We start from the raw sequence: 20,129 nt of genomic DNA on the forward strand, positions 1-20,129 counted from the left end.
ATCATTATTAAACAGGAGATTAAATTAGTGTTCGAGTCCAGTCAGAGAGCCAGATTTAAAGAAGCCCGCTCAGGGAAACCTGAGCGGGCTTTTTGTTATTGCGTGACGGCTAAACCTCCGTCCAGCCGCGCAGCAGGTTGTGGTACATATTCAGCAGCGACAGCAGCTCTTCGCTGTCACCGTGGCGCGCTTTCAGGCTTTGAATGTTGCGGTCCAGTTCAAACAGCATCGCGCGTTGCTTATCATCGCGCACCATCGACTGAATCCATAAAAACGAGGCGACCCGCGCGCCGCGCGTGACTGGCGTGACGCAGTGCAGGCTGCTGGAAGGATAAAGCACCAGGTCGCCCGCCGGCAGTTTTACGCGGTGCTGACCGTAAGTATCCTCGATCACCAGTTCCCCGCCCTCGTAACTGTCGGGTTCACACAGAAACAGCGTGGCGGAGAGATCGGTACGCATCCAGCCGGCCGCGCCATTGTGGCGTACCGCACCATCAACGTGAAAACCGTAGGTTTCCCCCTGCTGATAACGGTTGAACAGCGGCGCAGAAAGCGTGCGCGGCAGCGCGGCGGCAAAGAATAGCGGATGGCTATTCAGTGCCTGAAGCACTGCAGCCTGCAGCCGATCGTAAAGTGGCGTACCGGTGTCAATCTGCTGGTTATTTTTTACGGTCGCGCCCTGGCTGCCGACCGTCGCCCGTCCGTCAACCCAGTCAGCCTGCTGCAGCTGGGTGGTAAAGTGCGCCAGCTGTTCAGCGTTGAGCACGGCAGGAATGTGATACATCATCGCGGAGTTCTCGCCATTAAGCGTGGAGCGCGAACGCCCCACGGTTGACCATCAGAAATGCACGTTAGCCGTCAACAGGAAGGTACGCGGCTCGCCCGGATGATAGCGGTAGCCACTCTTGTTGATCGATGCCACATAGTTAGTATCAAACAGGTTATACACGTTGAGCTGCAGGTCGAGGTTATTGTTGACCTTATACCCAAGCTTCGCGTCAGCCACCCAGTAGCCTTCGGTGTGATCCGGCGTGCCCACGGCCCCATCGCTGCCGCGACGCAGGCTGCCAACGTAACGTGCGCCCGCGCCCACCGACAACGCATCAGTGGCCTGATAGTTGGTCCACAGCGTAAAGGCGTGCTTCGGCGTATAGGCCAGTGCAGATGAGCCATCCTGCGCCACGCTGGCACCTTCACGCACCGACGCGTGCTGCATGGTGTAACCGGCAATGATTTCCCAGTCCGGCGTTATGTTGCCGGTTGCTGAGAGTTCATAGCCTTCCACGCGCTTCTTGCCGGTTTGCGAGTAAGTGCCGTCATCATTGGCATCGACCTCATTTTCGATGTCGGTGCGGAACAGCGCGGCGTTCAGCAGCAGTCGCTTGTCCAGCACCTGCCACTTGGTGCCCACTTCGCTGGATTTGGCCTTCTGCGGTTTAAAATCGGTACGGTTGGCGCTGTTGCCACTGCCACCCGCCGCCAGCGCGAAGCTGCTGCCACCCGGCGGCTGCTGGGAAATGGCGTAATTCACATACAGGTTGCCCTGTTCGGTCAGACGATAGAGCGCCCCCGCTTTCCAGTTCACCAGATTGCCGGATTTCGCCGTGTCCACCGTGGTCACCGGCGTATTACGCGCCACGCCCGCCGGACAAGCCAGCGCGCCGCGTCCGGTGCCGCCACAGGCCGTCGCGCTGTCGTACTCGGTATGGTAGTTGTCGAGACGAATACCGCCGTTCAGCTCAAAGTCAGGGGTAATCGCCAGCGTATCAAATGCATAGATGCCAAACGTGTCAGTCTGCCCGTTAGCGTTCGCACCGTTGCGGTCCAGACCGCCAATCGAAATGCTGCTGATGGGATGGTAGATATTCACCGCAGGTGGGGTCAGCGCGTTGACGCCATAGGTGGTCTGGTTTTCACGCGTGAACTCTACGCCCGCACTCACATCATGCCCGACGGAACCGGTGGCAAATTTCGAGGTGATATTGGTCTGGTTGGTGAGAATACGGTTGCTGATATCTTTGGTGTTTGCCAGGCGCGACCAGCGCCAGCTGCCAACATCGTTCGGGTTGGGTGCAGTAATGTTACTGGCTCCGCCCATCACCGCCGTCAGCAGATACTCCTGCTTCACCCGTGACCAGCGCGTGGTGTTGCGCAGCGTGGTGTTATCGCTCAAATCGTGTTCAAAGCGCAGCGTGGCACTGTCGGTAGTCGATTTGTCGAAATCAGAATCGGTGCCGTAGTAGTTGCTGGTGGCGACCTTGCCGGAATTGTTCAGCGCAGCATACGCGGCAGACGGTGCCGAATAGCCTGGCAGGCCAACGGTCGGAATACCGCCGTCCGGTGTGTTGTTCTGGTGGACGTGCAAATAGTTGACGTACAGCCGCGTTGCGGTGTCCAGCCCCAGCGCCAGCGAAGGCGCGACGCCATAACGCTCGTTCTGGATGTGATCACGCGCCGCATCATGGGTTTTCTCACCCATCAGGTTAAGGCGAAACGCCGCATTGTCGTTGATTGCCTGGTTGTAATCGAGCGTGCCGCGGCGCATCCACGCGCTGCCGGCGCTGACTGACGCGTCAAGCCCGGTGTCCAGCCGCGGTTGTTTGCTGATCATATTGATCGAGCCGGATGGTGCGCTGCGACCATAGTCGGTGCCGGAAGGCCCTTTGATCACTTCCACCTGCTGCGTGTTGAAGGTGTCACGCGTGACGCTGGCGATGTCGCGAATGCCATCCACGTAAATACTGTTGGAGGTATCGACACCGCGCATGTACACCGCATCGCCGGTGGTTGAGCTGCCGTTTTCCCCGGCATAAAACGCCCCGACGCCCGGCACGTTTTTCAGCGCGTCGGTCAGATTGGTGACACCCTGATCTTTAATGACCTGATCCGGAATCACCGTCATGGTGCGGGTGGTATCCACCAGCGGACGGGTAAATTTGGGATCGGCCGAGGCATTTGGCGCGTACAGCGACGGCGTGCGCGCTTCAACCACTAATGTATCATCAGATTTTTTGCCGGAGTTATCGGCACCCAGCGCCGCAGCCGGCGAAATACCAATACAAAGCCCGGTGAACAGGGTCAGCGAATTGAAGCTACCAAACGGCAGCTGGCGATTTTTATCCATGTTAAAAGGTGAGTTTCTTATCGTTATTAACGCACTCATTGTCTTAACCGCACCTGCCATTCAGGCATAGCACTGAATCAACACGGTTTTCCCAGACAACACCTAAATGATAACGCCAATGGTTATCATTTACTTTTATATTCTTACACGCGCGCTGCCGCTTGGGAATACTTTTCTTTACGTTAAAATTACGAAATCAATACAATTGAACAAACCGGCGGGACGTTACGGCAATTTTTTCATCAGGCGGGTAAACAGCATAAAAAAACCCGCTCGGCGTGAGCGGGTTTTTAGTCTGGCGTGCACAGTTCATTCCAGTAGCAATAGCGCATGCGCTGGTGGCGGCGGTTATCGTTCATAGTAGCGATACACGGAAGGATGAAACTCCACGCCGTACAGCTGGCTGATCGGGATCAGCAGATCGATATGCTCACCGGGGTCGAATTCGCGCCCGTCAGGGGTGGCGGCTTTGCTGGCTGCCAGACGCGCCAGCCACTGCTGCAGGATCTTCTTCATTGTCAGCTTCTCCAAAAAAGGTTAACGCTGACAGTAAACCCCAGCCTGGACGCGGAACCAAACGACAAGTTATGCGTTGGATTACTGCATTTTGCATATCGGGGTGGTAAGGGGGGCTGCGCCATGACGGTCACCCTGAAGAGTGACCTACGGGCTGGGAGGTCCTGGCAATGCCGCACGCTGTTTACCTGATAGTCCCTGTGTCACCCCCGGCTTCCAAAGTCGTACCCCGCGAACCACAACCTAAATGAGAAGCAGTGGCGGCCCGGGCGGGCCGCCTGACCTGTCATGCACGCGCCTCTTTCAGCAACTGCTGAATTACCCTCTCCTGCTCTTCATAGTTGCCTTCACCAAACGCGGTGTAGCGCAGCTGGCCGTGTGCATCAAAGATGTAGTGCGCGGGCCAGTACTGATTACCAAAACGGTTACAGATGCTGTAATGGTTATCCGCCACTACGGTGTAGGGCAGCTGCCAGCGCGTAATCGCGCGCTTCAGCGCCTTTTCATCGCGCTCCCACGGGTACTCCGGCGTGTGCACACCCACAACGACCAGCCCGTCACGTTGATACTTACTGGCCCAGTCGCGCACGTATGGCAGCGTATGCTGGCAATTAATGCAATCCCAGGTCCAGAAATCGACCAGTACCACTTTGCCCTTTAACGTGGCAGGCGTCACCGGTGCCCCGTTCAGCCACGCTGTGCCCCCCTCCAGCGACGGCAACGCGCTGCTGGTTTGCGGCAGGCTAACCGGCTCCAGGCGCACTTTGGGTGCCGGCGTGGTCAGCCACTGGCTCAGCTGCTGCTCCAGCTTCAGGGCAAAAGCGGGCGCTGCCTGCAGCTGGCTCTGTGAGCCGGTAACAATCACGCCCACCGAGGCAAGCATCAGCACGCCCGCCGCCTGACGCAGCCGCGCACTCATCGCCAGCCCCGGACGCAGTCGCGCTACCAGCGAGCGTCCGGCGAAATAGAGCAGCGCCAGCATCAGCGCGGCACCGCTGCCATACGCCAGCAGCAACACGCCAACCGACAGTGGATGATCGCCCACGACGGCCAGGCTGAGGATCGCGCCCAGCACCGGTCCGGCACAGGGCGACCACAGCAGACCGGTTGCCAGGCCCGCCAGCAGCGCGGCGAGCACCCCGCTACGCCGCTGGCTGGCATCGTTGAGGCGGTTACCCAGCGCGACAAACGGCCGGGTAACGCGTTGGGCGATGCGCGTGGAGATTAACGTCAGTGCGACTATCGCCAGGAACAGCAGCGCCAGGTCGCGACCAATGCTGGTGACCTGACTGACCCAGTGGCTGGTAAGTGATACCAGCAGTGCCACCAGCGTGAACATCAGGACCATGCCGCTCAGCAGCGCCAGCAGCTGTCCGCGACGGCCGCGGACGCTGGCAAATACAAAAGGAATAATCGGTAAGGTACAGGGGCTGAGCAGCGTCAGCATCCCGGCGAGAAAAGCGATAAGCAGTGTCATAGGGAACCTCATACGGTGGATAAACGTCTGCGCGTCCGGCAGTACGTCTATTACATCCACCGCATGTGTTCAGGCTGTGTCGGGGAAACGCCGTTTTGTCGGGTTATGTATGTAGCGGACAGGCAGATACATCAGGTTACACATCCTGCTGCTGCAGGATGATGCACGCTTCCAGCCCACCAGCTGCCCGGTTACGCAACTGCAGGCTGCCCGCCATCTGGCTCACCAGCTGGGTGGCGATCGCCAGGCCGAGCCCGGTCCCGCCGGTGTGACGATTGCGCGAACTCTCAACGCGATAGAAGGGCTCCAGCACCGCCTGTAACGCCTCCTCCGGGATGCCGGGCCCATTATCACGCACCCGAATCTCTACGCTGTCACCCTGGGGTGAACAGAGTTCAACCTCCGCTTCGCCGCCAAACTTGAGCGCATTGTCGATCAGGTTGGTCATGATGCGCCGGAGTGCCTGCGGCCGCACGGCGAAGGTGTCATGGCCGGTGCACGGCACAAAGTTCACCGCTTTACCGACATCCTGATAGTCACAGACTATGCTATCCAGCAGCGCGTTGAGGCTGACGCTCTGGCGCTTCTCCTCCAGCACTTCCGATGAGCGGGCATAGGCGATGCCCTCGCGCACCAGACGGCTCATGTTATCGAGATCGCTCAGCAGTTTGTCGCGCAGCTCAGGCTGCTCCGCCATCTCCACCCGCAGCTTCATGCGCGTGATCGGGGTTTGCAGATCGTGGGAGATGGCCGCGAGGATTTGCGCACGCGCTTTGAGGTGATCCTGAATCCGCAGCTGCATAGCGTTAAACGCACGCGCCGCCTGCTGCACTTCATCCGGGCCGTTCTCTGCCATCAGCTGTGCGTGGCTGGCGGCCGGTTTGAGCGCATCCACCGCCTGGGTAAAGCGCACAAACGGTCGCACTACCTGCCGCACCGCCAGCCATGCGCAGCACAGCAACAGCAGCAGCTGACCCATTAGTACCAGCGGCAGCCAGCGCGCAATCGCCGGCATGCGCGGCCAGAGATCGAGCGTGAGCGGCGCGCCGTCATGCAGCGTCAGATGCACCTGAATATGCTCCCGCGGCCCCGGAATCGCATGAATGCTCATCTGATAGCGCCCGCCAAGCGTCTCCTGCAGTGAACGTACCGCGTCGCGCGTGCGCCAGCCGGAGGGATACGGCCCCGCTTCGCCCGGCGACAGACTGTAGCGATAGTTGCCGCGCGCCAGCTTCGCCAGCCAGCCCGGACGCTCGTCCGCCGGCAGACGATCGAGGATTGCCACGCTGGTCGCCACATCGTACTCCAGGTTGCCCAGCATCACGCTTTTAGCGCTGCTCATGCGCTCAATCAGCAGGCTTGCCAGCGTGAGAGTATTTGCCAGCAGCAGCCCGCCCAACACGATAATCAGCAGGCGTGACAGCAGCGATCGCGGCCATAGCCTCATTGATGCGCCTCTTTGATCACCACCGTGCTCGCCAGTACGTAACCTTCGCTGCGTACCGTTTTGATGTAGGCCGGTTCACGGGCATCTTCGCGTAACCGCTGGCGCAGCCGGCTAACCAGCAGATCGATCGAGCGCTCAAACAGCTCCGCGTCGCGGCCCTGCGTCAGGTTGAGCAGCTGATCGCGATTCAGCACGCGCTGCGGATGGTCGAGAAACACGCGCAGCAGGCGGTACTCTGCGCCACTCAGCGCCACAATCACGCCGTCGCTGTCCAGCAGATGGCGCGCGGAGGTGTCCAGCTGCCACTCGCCAAAGGCAATGATGCGGCCGGCCCCGGTAATATGTAAATTTGGCGGCAGCGCACGGGTACGGCGCAGGATCGCTTTGATGCGCGCCAGCAGCTCACGCGCCACAAAGGGTTTGATCAGGTAATCATCCGCCCCCATCTCCAGCCCGAGAATGCGATCGGTCTCTTCGCTGCGGGCAGTAAGCATCAGTACCGGCAGGTTCTGCCGGGGATCGCTGCGCAGCTGACGGCACAGCGTCAGGCCATCGTCACCCGGCATCATGATATCCAGCACCACCAGATCCACCAGGCTGCTGCTCAGCACGGCGCGCATCTCGCGGCCATTGGCCGCACCGGTGGCGCGGTAACCGGACTTAATCAGATAGTCGGTTATCAGTTCGCGGATATCCCGGTCATCATCCACCACCAGAATGTGATCAACGTGCTCCAAAACAGCCTCCTGTCAGCCACTTATGCAAAAAAGACCGGCACGCGATGGCCGGTCAGGGTCGTGAATTACTCCGCTACAGTGCGGCCGCATCCTCAACGGCTTGCACAAACGCCTGCGGTGCTTCCGCTGGCGGATTGTGTCCGATATTGCCCGTGAAGGTGCGATGCTGGTACCCGGCGCTGAACCTGGTGCGGTACGTCTCCGGTGCCGGGTGCGGCGCCCCGTTATTATCCCCTTCGATGGTGATGGTGGGGACGCGAATTGTCGGTAACGTGGCTAATGTTTTCTCATAAGCGGCATATTTTTGCTCACCTTTTTCCAGGCCCAGGCGCCAGCGGTAGTTGCTGATAGTGATCGCTACCTGATCCGGATTATCCAGCGCTTTGGCGCTCTGATTAAAGGTGGCATCGCTGAATTTCCAGCCGGGCGATGCCTGCTGCCAGATCAGTTTCGCAAAGTCGTGGGTATGGGCGGCATACCCCTGCTGACCGCGCTCAGTGGCGAAATAGAACTGATACCACCACTGCTGTTCGGCCTGTGGCGGCAGCGGTTTTTTACCCAGCTGCTGGCTACTGATCAGATAGCCGCTGACCGACACCAGCGATTTTACCCGTTCCGGCCATAGCGCCGCGACGATGTCCGCCGTGCGTGCGCCCCAGTCAAAGCCGCCCAGCACGGCCTGTTTGATATTGAGCGCATCCATCAGCGCCACGACGTCCGCTGCGATTGCCGAAGGCTGGCCGTTACGCGGCGTTTTATCCGACAGGAAGCGCGTGCTGCCGAAGCCGCGCAGATACGGCACGATCACCCGATACCCTTTTGCCGCCAGCGCCGGTGCCACCTGAGCATAGCTCTGGATATCGTACGGCCAGCCGTGCAGCAAAATCACCGCCTGACCATCACGCGGACCGATGTCCACATAGCCGGTGTTCAGTACGCCCGCGTTGATCTGCTGCACGTGGCTGAAGTCAGCAGCGTAATCGTGTGAGGCCGGGGTGGCGGCAAACGCGGTGCCTGCCGCCGTGATAACCAGCGTTGCCAACAGAGTCTGACGTAACAGTGTTTTCATAATTTATCTCCGGGTCATCAGTGCGGTGCAATCTGTACGGGCACGTTAAAGGTGATGGTTTTGCTGTCGATCGGTTTATGCGTGGGATCGGCAAGAATAAGGGTGACCTTGTGCGGCCCGACAGGCAGACCGACCAGAATCACCGGCTCACCGCTGGTGTCCGCCCAGTGCCACGGGTTGTCATCGACGATGACGTGAATGTGGCCGATGCGCGGCGTGATTTTCAGCGCTTCCTGACCAAACACTGGCTCAATGCGCAGGTTTTCTGCCCGGTACTGGATAAACACCGCGCCCTTGCGCAGCGGTCCGGCCAGCGGGGCATCGACAATTAATCGCGCAGGCGGCTGGGGATGATCCAGTGGCGCCACGGCCGCCGGGCCGAGCACGTCAGCAGCGCTCAGTCGCTCCGCCCAGGCGCAGGTCGCAGAGGCGCCCATCAGTAACGTTGAAATAAACAGTCGGGTTAACATCGTGGTATCTCCATGTATTCAGTTGATGCGTACAGAAGACCACGGCGATGTATAGCGGATATGTACAGACTGGCGGGTTATGCAACGGCGTGTGTGCTGTGTGGCGGCAGATACAGTGTGATACAAATTGGTGTTTACCCCGCCCGGGGGAAAATCAAAGCAGGATTTTCACAGGCCCGGGGGCGGGAAAATTAATGAGATAAGAGGCCCTTCGTCGTTGAAATAATTCGTCCGCCTTAATCACGCAGGCGGCGAAATGATATGGCGCGCAAAGCGGCACGCGCGAGAGCTTCGCTCGAATCAATTAACGTCATTTCCTGCCAGATCGCGCTGTGTTTTAGCAAACTCAACTCTGTGCAAGCCAGAATATTGTGCGTAGCACCCTGTTGCTTCCAGCTATTTACAGCGTCCGCTAGCTGCCGCATTGAGAGTTCAGACACGCTTTTTGTGGCTTTTATCTCGTTAATGCAGCGTGTCACTAGCTGTTGGGTGGATGCAGCGACATTGACGATCTCGGCGTACTGTTGCGTAAGCGCATCCTGATACAGCCTGCTCTGGTACAACATTTGCGAACCGAGCACAACGACCCGCTTGCCCTGAGGCGCAATATGCTCAAGTGTGGCATCAATAATCGCGCTGAATCATCGTAGCTGGATGTATAAGCGCCACGATGAAGGCAAGCTTTGTGTACTGTATTGCCCGGCCCGCCTGCGTATGCGTGGCAAGGCGTACAGTTGTCGCATCACGTTCGAATGCACGAAAGCGCTGAGTTAGGTTGCCAGCGGAAAGGCAGCGGTCAGCACGAAAATAGCCGTGCGGCTTGAGGCGGGGCCGGGTATGGCAGGCATAGGGTGCGATCTGTTTTTGCTGGCGCAATAACCCGATCATAAAACCCTGTGCCTGTCTTTTTGTGGGATTTCTCAGCCCTATGGGCCACTGCTCTTCGCGAGCATTTTGCGGTAATTGTTCAGCCATTTGCCGCTGGTTAAACGCCACCAGAAGCAGACACCGCGCACCGTCCAGTCGAGGAACATGCCGAGCCAGACGCCAATCACCCCCATGCCCAGCACAATGCCGAGCAGATAACCGGCCACCACGCGCGCGCCCCACATACTGAACATTGATACATACATGGTATACCGTGCGTCGCGCGCGCCTTTTAGCCCGGCCGGCAGCACCCAGGAGGCGGTCCAGATAGGCATAAAGGCAGCATTCAGCCAGATCAGGTGTTTGGTTACCTCAATCACCTGCGGATCGCGGGTGTAGAATCGCGCCAGCGTGCCCGCCAGCGGCACGGTGATAAACGCCAGCGTGCACAGCCCAATCATCGCCAGCCAGAATACGTGCTTGATCTGCCGCTCCGCCTGCATCACCTGATTTTTCCCTAAGCGTCTGCCGGTGATAATGGTCGACGCCGAACCCAGCGCGTTGCCCGGCAGGTTGATCAGCGTGGCGATGGAGAAGGCAATAAAATTACCGGCGATCTCATTGGTGCCCATGCCGGCGACAAAAATCTGCGTCAGCAGTTTGCCGCCGTTAAACAGCACTGATTCGATACTGGCCGGTACGCCAATCCCCAGCACTTCCATCAGGATGTTGCGATCCCAGCGGCGGAAATAGCTGGCCAGCGTGATTTTCAGCGCCGGGCTGATGCCGCGATACAGCACGTAAATGGCCGCCGCCGCGCCGATATAGCGTGAAATGGTTAATCCCAGCCCGGCACCGACAAATCCCATCCCTTCCCAGCCGAGCGCACCGTAGATCAGCACGCTACTGATGATGATATTCAGGATATTCATGCCGCCGTTGATCAGCATCGGAATTTTAGTGTTGCCGGCACCACGCAACGCGCCGCTGCCTATCAGCGCAATCGCCGCTGCCGGGTAGCTCCACGCGGAGGTTTGCAGATAGCTGAGCGCCAGCTCTTTGACCTGCGGCTCGGCGTTACCGGCAATGACATACACGATCAGATGCCCCCAGAACTCGATAGCGATGACCAGCACAAACGCCAGCACCGTCATCAATCCCAGCGACTGCCGCGTCGCCGCACGCGCACGCTTGCCGTTGCGTTTGGCCAGGCTGAACGCCACCACCACCGTGGTGCCGAGATCGATGGCGGCAAAAAAGGAGATGATCACCATGTTGAAGCTGTCGGCCAGCCCCACGCCCGCCATCGCCTCTTTGCCCAGCCAGCTCACCAGAAAGGTACTGAGAACCCCCATCAGCATCACGCACAGGTTCTCAATAAAGATGGGCACCACCAGTGGGGTGATTTCACGCCACAACAGCGTGCGATAAGCACGGCGTTTGGGATACCACGCCGTGTTTCTGATCGCCCGCATTACTGCTACGCCAGGATTTTGCAAGGGAGTACCAAATCACTTTGGTTAAGAAGTAGAGTAATAATGATGATAGGCTGCTAACGATTATGCAAAGTGTTTCCCGTCACCATTTAATCATTATTACAAACTTTTTGCTGACTCCCCGCCCGCGCCGACGCTGCCGCCCAGATAGGCGCTGCGCACCTCTTCGTTGTGCAACAGTTCGCTGCCGCTGCCGCTCAGACGAATTTCGCCATTGACCATCACATACCCGCGATCCGCCAGTTGCAGCGCGTGGCGCGCGTTCTGCTCCACCAGAAACAGCGTTATGCCCTGCTGCGTCAGCTCGCGCAGGATGCTGAAAATCTGCTTTACCACCAGCGGGGCCAGACCGAGGCTGGGTTCATCCAGCAGCAGCAGACGCGGCCGGCTCATCAGCGCGCGGGCGATCGCCAGCATTTGCTGCTCGCCGCCGGAGAGCGTCATTGCCCGCTGTTTTCGCCGCTCCAGCAGGCGTGGAAACAGCGTGTACATGCGTTCTTTATCCTGCTTCATGTAGCGCTCGCCGATGGCGATGGAGCCCATCAGCAGGTTCTCTTCCACCGTCATATCCGGAAAGATGCGCCGTCCTTCCGGCGCCTGGGCAATACCGCTGGCGGCGATAAAATGGGTCGACCGCTGGCTGATGGCTTCTCCGCGCAGGCGAATTTCACCGCTGGCAATGCGCGGCTGACCAAAAATCGACATCAGCAGCGTGGATTTTCCCGCACCGTTGGCCCCAATCAGCGCCACGGTTTCCCCTTCCGCCACGGTCAGCGACACCTGCTTCAGCGCCTGCACCGGGCCGTAAAACACATCCACCTGTTCAAACGCCAGCATTGCTTCAGCCATGCTCGCTCTCCTCTTCCGCGCCGAGATAAGCGGCGATCACCTTCGCATCGTGTCGAATCTGCTGCGGCGTGCCCTGGGCGATCACGTCACCGTGATCCAGCACGACGATGTGATCGGAAATGCGCATCACCATCGGCATATCGTGTTCAATCAACAGCACGCTGATGCGATGATCGGCGCGCAGCTGATGCAGAATCTGGCTCAGCGCCTCGGTTTCGACCGGATTAAGCCCCGCTGCGGGCTCATCCAGGCAGATCAGCTCCGGCCGGGTGCACATGGCGCGCGCAATCTCCAGCCGGCGCTGCTGGCCGTAAGAGAGCGTACCGGCCAGCCGGTTGGCACTGCTGACCAGATCAACGCGCTCCAGCCAGTAAAAAGCGCGATCGAGCGCGCGACTCTCCGCTGCCCGATAGCCGCGGGTATTGAGGATGCCGGCCAGCAGCTGACGGTTGACCTGCATATGCTGCGCCACCAGCAGGTTCTCCACCACCGACATCTCGCGAAACAGGCGGATGTTCTGAAAGGTACGCGCCAGACCGGCGCGGTTGACCAGATGTGCGCCGCCAAACATCTTGTACCAGATACGCGAGCCCAGCCGCGCCGGCCGCAGCCAGTCACCCGGCTGAATCTTCTGGCCCAGCACCTGGATCACATCGGTGCTGCGCTGATGGGCATTGAGCACAATGCGCCCGCCGCTGGCGCGATAAAATCCCGTCAGGCAGTTAAATACCGTGGTTTTGCCCGCGCCGTTGGGGCCAATCAGCGCGGTGACCGAGCCGCGCTCCACGCGCAGGCTGACATCATTCAGCGCTTTGATGCCGCCAAAGCGCATCATCAGGTTATCCACCTGCAGGATGGCATCACTCATGGCGTACTCCTTTTCTCAGCGGCACCCCAACGCGTGCGGTGCGCACCAGGCCGCGCGGACGCCAGATCATCATCAGCACCATCAACATGCCAAACAGCAGCACGCGGTACTCGGCAAAGCTGCGCAGCAGCTCGGGCGCCACCGTCAGCACAAACGCGGCCAGCACTACGCCGAGCGTCGAGCCCATTCCGCCCAGCACCACGATGGCCAGAATCAGCGCGGACTCAAAAAAGGTAAACGAGGTGGGATTAACGAACCCCTGATAGCTGGCGAAAAATACCCCGGCGATACCGGCGGTTGAGGCGCCGAGCATAAACGCCGACAGCTTCACCAGCACGTGATTCAGCCCCATGGCGCGACAGGCAATTTCATCTTCACGCAACGCTTCCCACGCCCGGCCAATCGGCATGCGCGTCAGCCGGTGCTTGATAAACAGCACCAGCAGCACCACCATTACCAGCACCACGTAGATAAAGATGAACTTCATGTTGGGGTTGTAATCGAGATGCAGAAACTGGTGGTACGGTATGCCGCCCTCCTTTGCCCGGCGGGCGAATTCAAGGCCGAGAAAGGTCGGTGACGGCACCGAGACGCCGTTCGGCCCCCCGGTGAACGACAGCCAGTTGTTCAGCACCAGCCGGATAATTTCACCGAAGCCGAGCGTGACGATAGCCAGATAGTCACCGTGCATGCGCAGCACCGGAAAGCCGAGCAGCGCACCAGCCAATGCCGCCAGCAGCGCAGCGATGGGGATCATGCTCCAGAAACCCAGCCCGAGATACTGATAGCCCAGCGCCAGCCCGTAAGCACCAATGGCGTAAAACGCCACATAGCCCAGATCGAGCAGCCCGGCGAGGCCGACCACGATATTGAGCCCGAGTCCCAGCAGCACGTAGATCAGCCCGAGAATCGCCACCGTCAGCAGATACTTGCTGGAGAGAAACGGAAACGCCAGGGCCACAACCAGCAGCAGCGGTATTATCCAGCGCAGGCGCGAACGGTAACCGGGTTCACGCACATATACGCCGTCATCGTTGCCCTCAAAGTTGCGCAGAAAACGGCGCCCCGCGGCGGTATGCAGAAACAGCCCCAGCAGTAAACGTCCTGCCATCACCACCGCCACCAGCAGCGCTACGCGCAGCGGCGACAGCGTAAAGCTATAGCCGCTGAGCACCACGCCCACCACCGGGCCGAACACCACCAGCGCGACGGCACCGGCCAGCAGCGTGTCGAGCAGCACCTGACGGATGCCGCTTGTTTGCGTCATTGCCTTCATTCTGGCTTCCTCACACTTTGGCGACCAGCGGCCGGCCCAGCAGTCCCTGCGGACGGAAGATTAAAATCACCACCAGCAGCGAAAACGAGAACACATCTTTGTAATCGGAGTTCACCAGCCCGGCGAACTGCGCTTCAGCCACGCCCAGCAGTAAACCGCCCAGCATCGCACCGGGCAGCGAACCGATGCCCCCCAGCACCGCCGCGGTGAAGGCTTTGATGCCGATAATGAAGCCGGCGTAGAAATCAAACGTGCCGTAGTTCATGGTAACCAGCACCCCGGCCAGCCCGGCCATCGCCGCGCCGATGACAAACACCAGCGAAATCACCCGGTCGGTATTGATACCGAGAATCGACGCCATGCGCCGATCCTGCTGGACCGCACGGCAGATACGGCCCAGTTTGGTGTACTGGATAATCCAGGTCAGCAGCGCCATCCCGCACAGCGCTGCCACCAGGATAAACACTTTGGTCCAGGTGATTTGCACCACGCCGCCGTCGATCTCCATACGCAGCACGCCACTGAGCAGAGTAGGAATGCCCTGCTGATTCGGTCCCTGACTGAGCTGCACATAGTTTTGCAGGATCAGCGACATGCCAATGGCAGAGATCAGCGGTGCCAGCCGGGTGGAATTGCGCAGCGGACGATAGGCAATGCGCTCAATGGCCCAGCCGTAAGCGGCGGTGACCACGATGGTGAACAACAGCGTGCCAAAGATCAGCAGTGGAAAGGAGTGAATGCCAAAGTAGCTGAGCAGCGCCAGCCCGATCGCACACAGATAAGCAGAGATCATGTACACCTCGCCGTGGGCGAAGTTGATCATGCCGATAATGCCGTAAACCATGGTGTAGCCGATGGCGATCAGCCCGTAGACCGCGCCCAGCGTCAGGCCGTTAATCAGCTGCTGTATAAAGAAGGCGTCCATATTGTCTCTCGCAGGTGGAAGGCGTGCACAGGACACGCTCAGATGCGAACGGCCCCGCTGCGCGCGGGGCCGCAGAGCGAATTACAGCTGGTGATATTTGCCTTTGTCATCCCACTGATAGACCACGTAATCCGAGACTTTAAGGTCGCCTTTTTCGTCCCACGCCTTCTTGCCCATCACGGTGTCAACGCTGTTGGCCTTCAGCCAGTCGCTGGCTTTGGCATTGTCTTTACCTGCCGCTTTGTAGGCGGCGGCCAGAGCCTGAATGGAGGCGTAGGCGTACAGCGTATACCCTTCCGGCTCAAAACCGCTGGCGCGGAATTTTTCAATCACCGCTTTGCCATCCGCGATGGTGCGCGGATCATTGCCGAAGGTCATGTACACGCCTTTAGTGAACTGCGGACCGCCGGCGGCAGTCACCAGTTCTTCCGTCACGATGCAGTCGCCGGAGAAGAAAGCCGCATTGACGCCCTGCTCGCGCATCTGACGCACCAGCGGACCCGCCTCCGGATGACAGCCACCGAAATAGACCACATCCGGTTTCACCGCGCCGATTTTGGTGACCAGCGCGTTAAAGTCTTTTTCACCGCGCGACACCCCCTCATACAGCACCTCTTTGACGCCGCGTTTCTCCAGCGCCGCTTTGGTGGCATCCGCCAGCCCCTGACCGTAAGTATCTTTATCGTGGATCACCGCCACCTTCTTCGCTTTCAACGTATCGAGAATATAGTTAGCGGCAATTGTCCCCTGCTGGTCATCCCGCCCGCACATTCGGAACAGGGTCTTCATGCCGCGCTCGGTGATTTGTGGATTAGTTGAACCGGGCGTAATCGCCAGTACGCCCGCCTCGTCATACACCTCTGAGGCTGGCATGGTCGAGGACGAGCAGAAATGGCCCACCACCGCCATCACTTTGTCCTGATCCACCAGCCGGTTGGCAACGGCCACCGCCTGCTTGGGTTCGCAGGCGTCATCGCCCTGCACCAGCACAATTTTTTCACCGTTTATGCCGCCCGCCGCGTTAATGTCCGCCGCAGCCTGGCTGGCGCCCTTCCAGTATTGTGTACCGTACGTAGCATTCGGTCCGGTAAACGGACCGGCCACGCCAATCTTTATGTCAGCCTGCGCGTAGAACGCCATGCTTAAACAACCTGCCATCACCACCTTCAATGGGTGTTTTATGAATTTCAAAGACATGCTTTCAATCCTCAACGGGTCAGGAACGGAGCCATACCACGGCCTGGGAGAAATCAATCTGAAACACTTCGAGAGCAGTGTGGCCTGTGCGACCACGGTTGAAATTTAAGCAAAAAGCTCGCCAGAGAAGACAATCGGTGACAATTTTTTTGCAGCGGCATCGCAGCCGGGCGGAAAACGTGCGATGTGGCCTCCCTGCACCTGATAAACATAGCCAGCCTTTTGCCGCCTACCAGCACCGTGATGGTGCAGAATGCGGTCGATCACAGATTCTTCATCGTGATGAGAGGTTTATCCGCTATGCTCTGGTCAAATCGGTCCAAATTGCTGAAGGAGAATCTATGAATACGCAACGGAACGGATTGACCACTGAGCAGGCGCTGGATCAACTGGAGCGTCTGTATGACGACGCGGTTGAAGCGCTGCGCAACGCCATTCGCACGTTCACTGCCAGCGGCACACTGCCGGACGCCGGACTGCGCCAGCAGGGGCTGTTTGTCTATCCGGAGCTGCGCATCACCTGGCAGGGTGAAGGCCCGCAGCAAAATCGCACCCGCGCCTGGGGGCGTTTTACCCACACTGGCCGCTACAGCACGACCATCACGCGCCCGGCGTTGCTGCGTCACTATCTCAGCGAACAGTTGCAGATGATCGAAAAAGAGTACGACGTGCTGATTGAGGTGGGCCCGTCACAGCAGGAAATCCCTTATCCCTATGTGATTGATGGCTCCGACCTGTCGCTGGACCGCTCCATGAGCGCCAGTATTGCGCGCCATTTCCCGACGACCGAACTATCGCAGATTGGCGATGAAACCGCTGATGGCCTGTTCAACGCCGACGCGCTGTTCCCGCTGTCGCATTTCGACGCGCTGCGCACCGATTTCTCCCTGGCGCGCCTGCGTCACTACACCGGCACCGCGGTAGAACACTTCCAGCCGTTTGTGCTGTTCACCAACTACACGCGCTACGTCGATGAGTTCGTGCGCTGGGCGATTGAGCAGGTGCAGGATCCCAGCACGCCGTACGACAGTCTCGCCTGCGCCGGCGATGTGGTGATCACGGCGGAGACGCAGGACCCAACGGCGATGATGTCGGATCTGGCGTGGAAGAAGCATCAGATGCCCGCCTGGCATTTAACCTCGCCCAACCGTCGCGGCATCACGCTGGTGAATATTGGCGTCGGTCCGTCGAACGCCAAAACCATCTGCGATCACCTCGCGGTGGTGCGCCCACATGCGTGGCTGATGATTGGTCACTGCGGTGGCCTGCGTGAAAGCCAGAGCATCGGCGATTACGTGCTGGCACACGCCTATCTGCGTGACGACCACGTGCTGGACAGCGTATTACCGCCGGATATCCCGATCCCGAGCATTGCAGAGGTGCAGCGTGCCCTGTACGACGCCACCAAAGCAGTCAGTGGTATGCCCGGCGAAGAGGTGAAGCAGCGCCTGCGCACCGGTACGGTTGTCACCACAGACGACCGCAACTGGGAGCTGCGCTACTCCGCATCTGCGTTACGCTTCAACCTGAGCCGCGCAGTGGCGGTGGATATGGAGAGCGCCACCATTGCCGCACAGGGCTATCGTTTCCGCGTACCGTACGGCACCCTGCTGTGCGTCTCGGATAAACCGCTGCACGGTGAGATCAAGCTGCCCGGCCAGGCCAACCGTTTCTATGAGGGCGCGATCTCGGAACATCTGCAGATTGGCATCTGCGCCGTTGAGCTGCTGCGCGCCGAGGGTGACAAACTGCACTCCAGGAAACTACGTACCTTCAACGAACCGCCCTTCCGCTAAATCCGCTGTTCCGGCCCATGGACGGGCCGGATTTCTGCTGGCAACCTTAAATTTTAAGCACCGCCACTTTTACCAACCATGCCAGTACGGCGAGGATAGCCGGCAACATGAGGGTCCAGATCAGTCTGTCATTTAACCGTTCGAACTTTTTATCGATGCGTTTCTCCACCTGACCGATCTCATTCATCAGTTGATTGCACATCAGCCCCTGTTCGGTACGCACGCGTTCCACGTCCGCTCTGGTGGCAAGGTTTTCAAAACGCGCGGTCAGGACCGCAACATCCTGCTGTAACAGCTGGGTGGTGTTCGCAAGCTGTTCTACGTGTTGGGTTAATCGTACCATTAGCGGTGCTCCCTGATTTCTTAACGCCAGAAGGCGAGGCGGCAACCGATGCGGCAGCGTGCAAACGGGATAATCCATTATCTTGTCCTTCTTCAACAACCTTGTGTCATCGCCTCACTCCACCGCTATTTAAGCAGAGCGGCAGCGATTAAACATTCCACGATCCCGCCACAGCAGGCAAAAAATTTGCGCATGGCAGAATTTACGGAAAGACAGTAAACAACAGGCCTGAAAGTGAAAAGTGGCGACGGGCAGGAATTGCGAGACATCACGCAAACAATCATTACGCGAATGTAACAACTTACACGGAAGCCCGGGCGGGCTTCCGTTACACAGCATCAGGCACTCAGCCAGCCGAGTTTAATCACAAACAGAATCGACAGAATCACCAGCGCCGCATTGACCTCTTTGGTGCGGCCACTCAGCAGTTTCACCACCGTCCAGGTAATAAAACCAAAGGCGATACCGTTGGCGATCGAGTATGTCAACGGCATGGTCAGCGCGGTCACGGTGACCGGTGCCGCCGTGGTGACATCTTTCCAGTCAATTTCTGCCAGACCGGAGGCCATCAGCACCGCGACGAACAGCAGCGCTGGCGCCGTGGCGTAGACCGGCACGCTACCCGCCAGTGGCGAGAAGAACAGGCTGAGCAGGAACAGAATGGCGACCACAATCGCCGTCAGACCGGTACGACCGCCGGCGCTGACGCCCGCAGCGGACTCCACATAGCTGGTGGTGGTTGAGGTACCCAGCAGTGAACCGAACAGCGCAGCGGCGCTATCGGCGATCAGCGCACGGCCCATTTTCGGCACGTTGCCCTGCTCATCGGCCAGACCGGCGCGTTTCGTCACGCCCAGCAGCGTGCCGGTGTTATCAAACACGTCGACAAACAGGAACGCAAAGATCACGCTCACCAGGCCAACGTTGAACGCGCCGGCGATATCCAGCTGCATAAAGGTCGGCGCAATCGACGGCGGCGCAGAGAACACGCCCGCGAACGGCGTCAGGCCAATGCCCATCGAGATAAAGGTAACAACCAGAATGCCGATCAGTACGGCTCCGGTCACGCGACGCGCTTCCAGCACCACAATGATAAAGAAGCCCAGCAGCGCCAGCAGCGGACCCGGTTTGGTCAGGTCGCCCAGACCGACCAGCGTAGCCGGGTTATCCACCACGATGCCCGCCCCTTCCAGCGCAATCAGTGCGAGGAACAGGCCAATGCCTGCCGCAATCCCGGCACGCAGCGGCAGCGGAATGCTGGCAATAATCCATTCGCGAATTTTAAAAATCGACAGTGCAAAGAAGATCACCGCCGAGAGGAACACCGCACCCAGCGCGATCTGCCAGGTGTAGCCCATATGCAGCACCACGGTGTAGGTGAAGAAGGCGTTCAGGCCCATGCCCGGTGCCAGCGCGATCGGATAGTTGGCGATCAGGCCCATCAGAATCGAACCGATGGCCGCGGCCAGACAGGTGGCGACAAACACCGAGCCTTTATCCATACCGGTCGCCCCGAGGATGCTGGGGTTCACAAACAGGATGTAGGCCATTGCCAGAAAGGTCGTGATACCGGCAATGATTTCGGTGCGCACCGTGGTGTGGTGAGCTTTTAACTTAAAAAGTTTTTCTAACATCATCATCTCTCATCAGCGGAGACGGCCCGCAGGCCTGC

The 20,129-nt window shown here is 59.0% G+C and carries 20 protein-coding genes; 1 reads left to right on the forward strand and 19 read right to left on the reverse strand.

Annotation, left to right across the window (positions count from 1 at the left end):
• Nucleotides 1-109 precede the first annotated feature (109 nt).
• The 17 genes from ybiX to F3I21_RS23180 form a co-directional block, all read right to left on the reverse strand.
• Nucleotides 110-787, reverse strand: a complete 678-nt coding sequence (ybiX, locus tag F3I21_RS07180; RefSeq protein WP_150058604.1) for a PKHD-type hydroxylase YbiX — start codon at nucleotides 785-787, stop codon at nucleotides 110-112.
• Nucleotides 788-838: 51 nt separating this feature from the next.
• Nucleotides 839-3,124 (reverse strand): catecholate siderophore receptor Fiu, encoded by a 2,286-nt coding sequence (locus tag F3I21_RS07185; protein WP_150058605.1) that lies wholly within the window; start codon nucleotides 3,122-3,124, stop codon nucleotides 839-841.
• Nucleotides 3,125-3,472: 348 nt separating this feature from the next.
• Nucleotides 3,473-3,640 (reverse strand): hypothetical protein, encoded by a 168-nt coding sequence (locus F3I21_RS23175; RefSeq protein WP_021313248.1) that lies wholly within the window; start codon nucleotides 3,638-3,640, stop codon nucleotides 3,473-3,475.
• Between the two features lie 286 nt (nucleotides 3,641-3,926).
• Complete coding sequence (locus F3I21_RS07190) at nucleotides 3,927-5,117, reverse strand: cytochrome c biogenesis protein/redoxin (protein WP_150058606.1); 1,191 nt, start codon at nucleotides 5,115-5,117, stop codon at nucleotides 3,927-3,929.
• A 136-nt stretch (nucleotides 5,118-5,253) separates the two neighbouring features.
• Nucleotides 5,254-6,564: a HAMP domain-containing sensor histidine kinase gene (locus tag F3I21_RS07195; RefSeq protein WP_150058607.1), complete on the reverse strand. Its 1,311-nt coding sequence runs from the start codon at nucleotides 6,562-6,564 to the stop codon at nucleotides 5,254-5,256.
• A complete protein-coding gene (locus F3I21_RS07200; protein ID WP_021509836.1) occupies nucleotides 6,561-7,301 on the reverse strand; it encodes a response regulator in 741 nt (246 codons plus the stop codon). Before F3I21_RS07200 ends, F3I21_RS07195 begins: the two co-directional genes overlap by 4 nt.
• 73 nt (nucleotides 7,302-7,374) lie before the next feature.
• Complete coding sequence (locus tag F3I21_RS07205; protein ID WP_150058608.1) at nucleotides 7,375-8,370, reverse strand: alpha/beta fold hydrolase; 996 nt, start codon at nucleotides 8,368-8,370, stop codon at nucleotides 7,375-7,377.
• 17 nt (nucleotides 8,371-8,387) lie between these two features.
• A complete protein-coding gene (locus F3I21_RS07210) occupies nucleotides 8,388-8,840 on the reverse strand; it encodes a DUF6130 family protein (RefSeq protein WP_021509834.1) in 453 nt (150 codons plus the stop codon).
• 236 nt (nucleotides 8,841-9,076) lie between these two features.
• On the reverse strand, nucleotides 9,077-9,421 hold the full coding sequence (locus F3I21_RS07215; protein WP_255467565.1) for an aspartate/glutamate racemase family protein: 345 nt from the start codon (nucleotides 9,419-9,421) through the stop codon (nucleotides 9,077-9,079).
• Between the two features lie 43 nt (nucleotides 9,422-9,464).
• Nucleotides 9,465-9,815: a hypothetical protein gene (locus F3I21_RS07220; protein WP_150058610.1), complete on the reverse strand. Its 351-nt coding sequence runs from the start codon at nucleotides 9,813-9,815 to the stop codon at nucleotides 9,465-9,467.
• The gene (locus tag F3I21_RS07225) at nucleotides 9,767-11,182 is read right to left on the reverse strand and encodes an EmmdR/YeeO family multidrug/toxin efflux MATE transporter (protein ID WP_150058611.1); all 1,416 of its coding nucleotides are present in this window, start codon (nucleotides 11,180-11,182) and stop codon (nucleotides 9,767-9,769) included. Before F3I21_RS07225 ends, F3I21_RS07220 begins: the two co-directional genes overlap by 49 nt.
• Nucleotides 11,183-11,302: 120 nt before the next feature.
• Nucleotides 11,303-12,052, reverse strand: coding sequence for an ABC transporter ATP-binding protein (locus F3I21_RS07230; RefSeq protein WP_150058612.1), 750 nt, complete (start codon nucleotides 12,050-12,052; stop codon nucleotides 11,303-11,305).
• Complete coding sequence (locus tag F3I21_RS07235; RefSeq protein WP_021509824.1) at nucleotides 12,045-12,920, reverse strand: ABC transporter ATP-binding protein; 876 nt, start codon at nucleotides 12,918-12,920, stop codon at nucleotides 12,045-12,047. Before F3I21_RS07235 ends, F3I21_RS07230 begins: the two co-directional genes overlap by 8 nt.
• Nucleotides 12,913-14,196, reverse strand: a complete 1,284-nt coding sequence (livM, locus tag F3I21_RS07240; RefSeq protein ID WP_150058613.1) for a high-affinity branched-chain amino acid ABC transporter permease LivM — start codon at nucleotides 14,194-14,196, stop codon at nucleotides 12,913-12,915. The genes F3I21_RS07235 and livM overlap by 8 nt, the downstream gene beginning before the upstream one ends.
• 10 nt (nucleotides 14,197-14,206) lie before the next feature.
• Complete coding sequence (locus F3I21_RS07245) at nucleotides 14,207-15,121, reverse strand: branched-chain amino acid ABC transporter permease (protein WP_021509822.1); 915 nt, start codon at nucleotides 15,119-15,121, stop codon at nucleotides 14,207-14,209.
• Between the two features lie 81 nt (nucleotides 15,122-15,202).
• Nucleotides 15,203-16,261, reverse strand: coding sequence for a branched-chain amino acid ABC transporter substrate-binding protein (locus F3I21_RS07250; RefSeq protein ID WP_190286084.1), 1,059 nt, complete (start codon nucleotides 16,259-16,261; stop codon nucleotides 15,203-15,205).
• A gap of 162 nt (nucleotides 16,262-16,423) precedes the next feature.
• Entirely contained in the window at nucleotides 16,424-16,585 is a 162-nt protein-coding gene (locus F3I21_RS23180; protein ID WP_155519940.1) for a hypothetical protein, read from the reverse strand.
• Between the two features lie 74 nt (nucleotides 16,586-16,659).
• Between F3I21_RS23180 and F3I21_RS07255 the strand changes: the two genes are divergently transcribed.
• Nucleotides 16,660-18,114 carry an AMP nucleosidase gene (locus F3I21_RS07255; RefSeq protein ID WP_021509819.1) on the forward strand — a complete coding sequence of 485 codons (1,455 nt, stop codon included), beginning with the start codon at nucleotides 16,660-16,662 and terminating at the stop codon, nucleotides 18,112-18,114.
• A 46-nt stretch (nucleotides 18,115-18,160) separates the two neighbouring features.
• Here the strand turns inward: F3I21_RS07255 and F3I21_RS07260 are convergent, their stop codons facing one another.
• Complete coding sequence (locus F3I21_RS07260; protein WP_223815644.1) at nucleotides 18,161-18,535, reverse strand: hypothetical protein; 375 nt, start codon at nucleotides 18,533-18,535, stop codon at nucleotides 18,161-18,163.
• A gap of 260 nt (nucleotides 18,536-18,795) precedes the next feature.
• Nucleotides 18,796-20,094, reverse strand: a complete 1,299-nt coding sequence (locus tag F3I21_RS07265; protein ID WP_021509817.1) for an NCS2 family permease — start codon at nucleotides 20,092-20,094, stop codon at nucleotides 18,796-18,798.
• Between the last annotated feature and the right edge of the window lie 35 nt (nucleotides 20,095-20,129).

Source organism: Pantoea sp. B_9 (assembly GCF_008632015.1).
GTDB classification, from domain to species: Bacteria; Pseudomonadota; Gammaproteobacteria; order Enterobacterales; family Enterobacteriaceae; genus Pantoea; species Pantoea dispersa.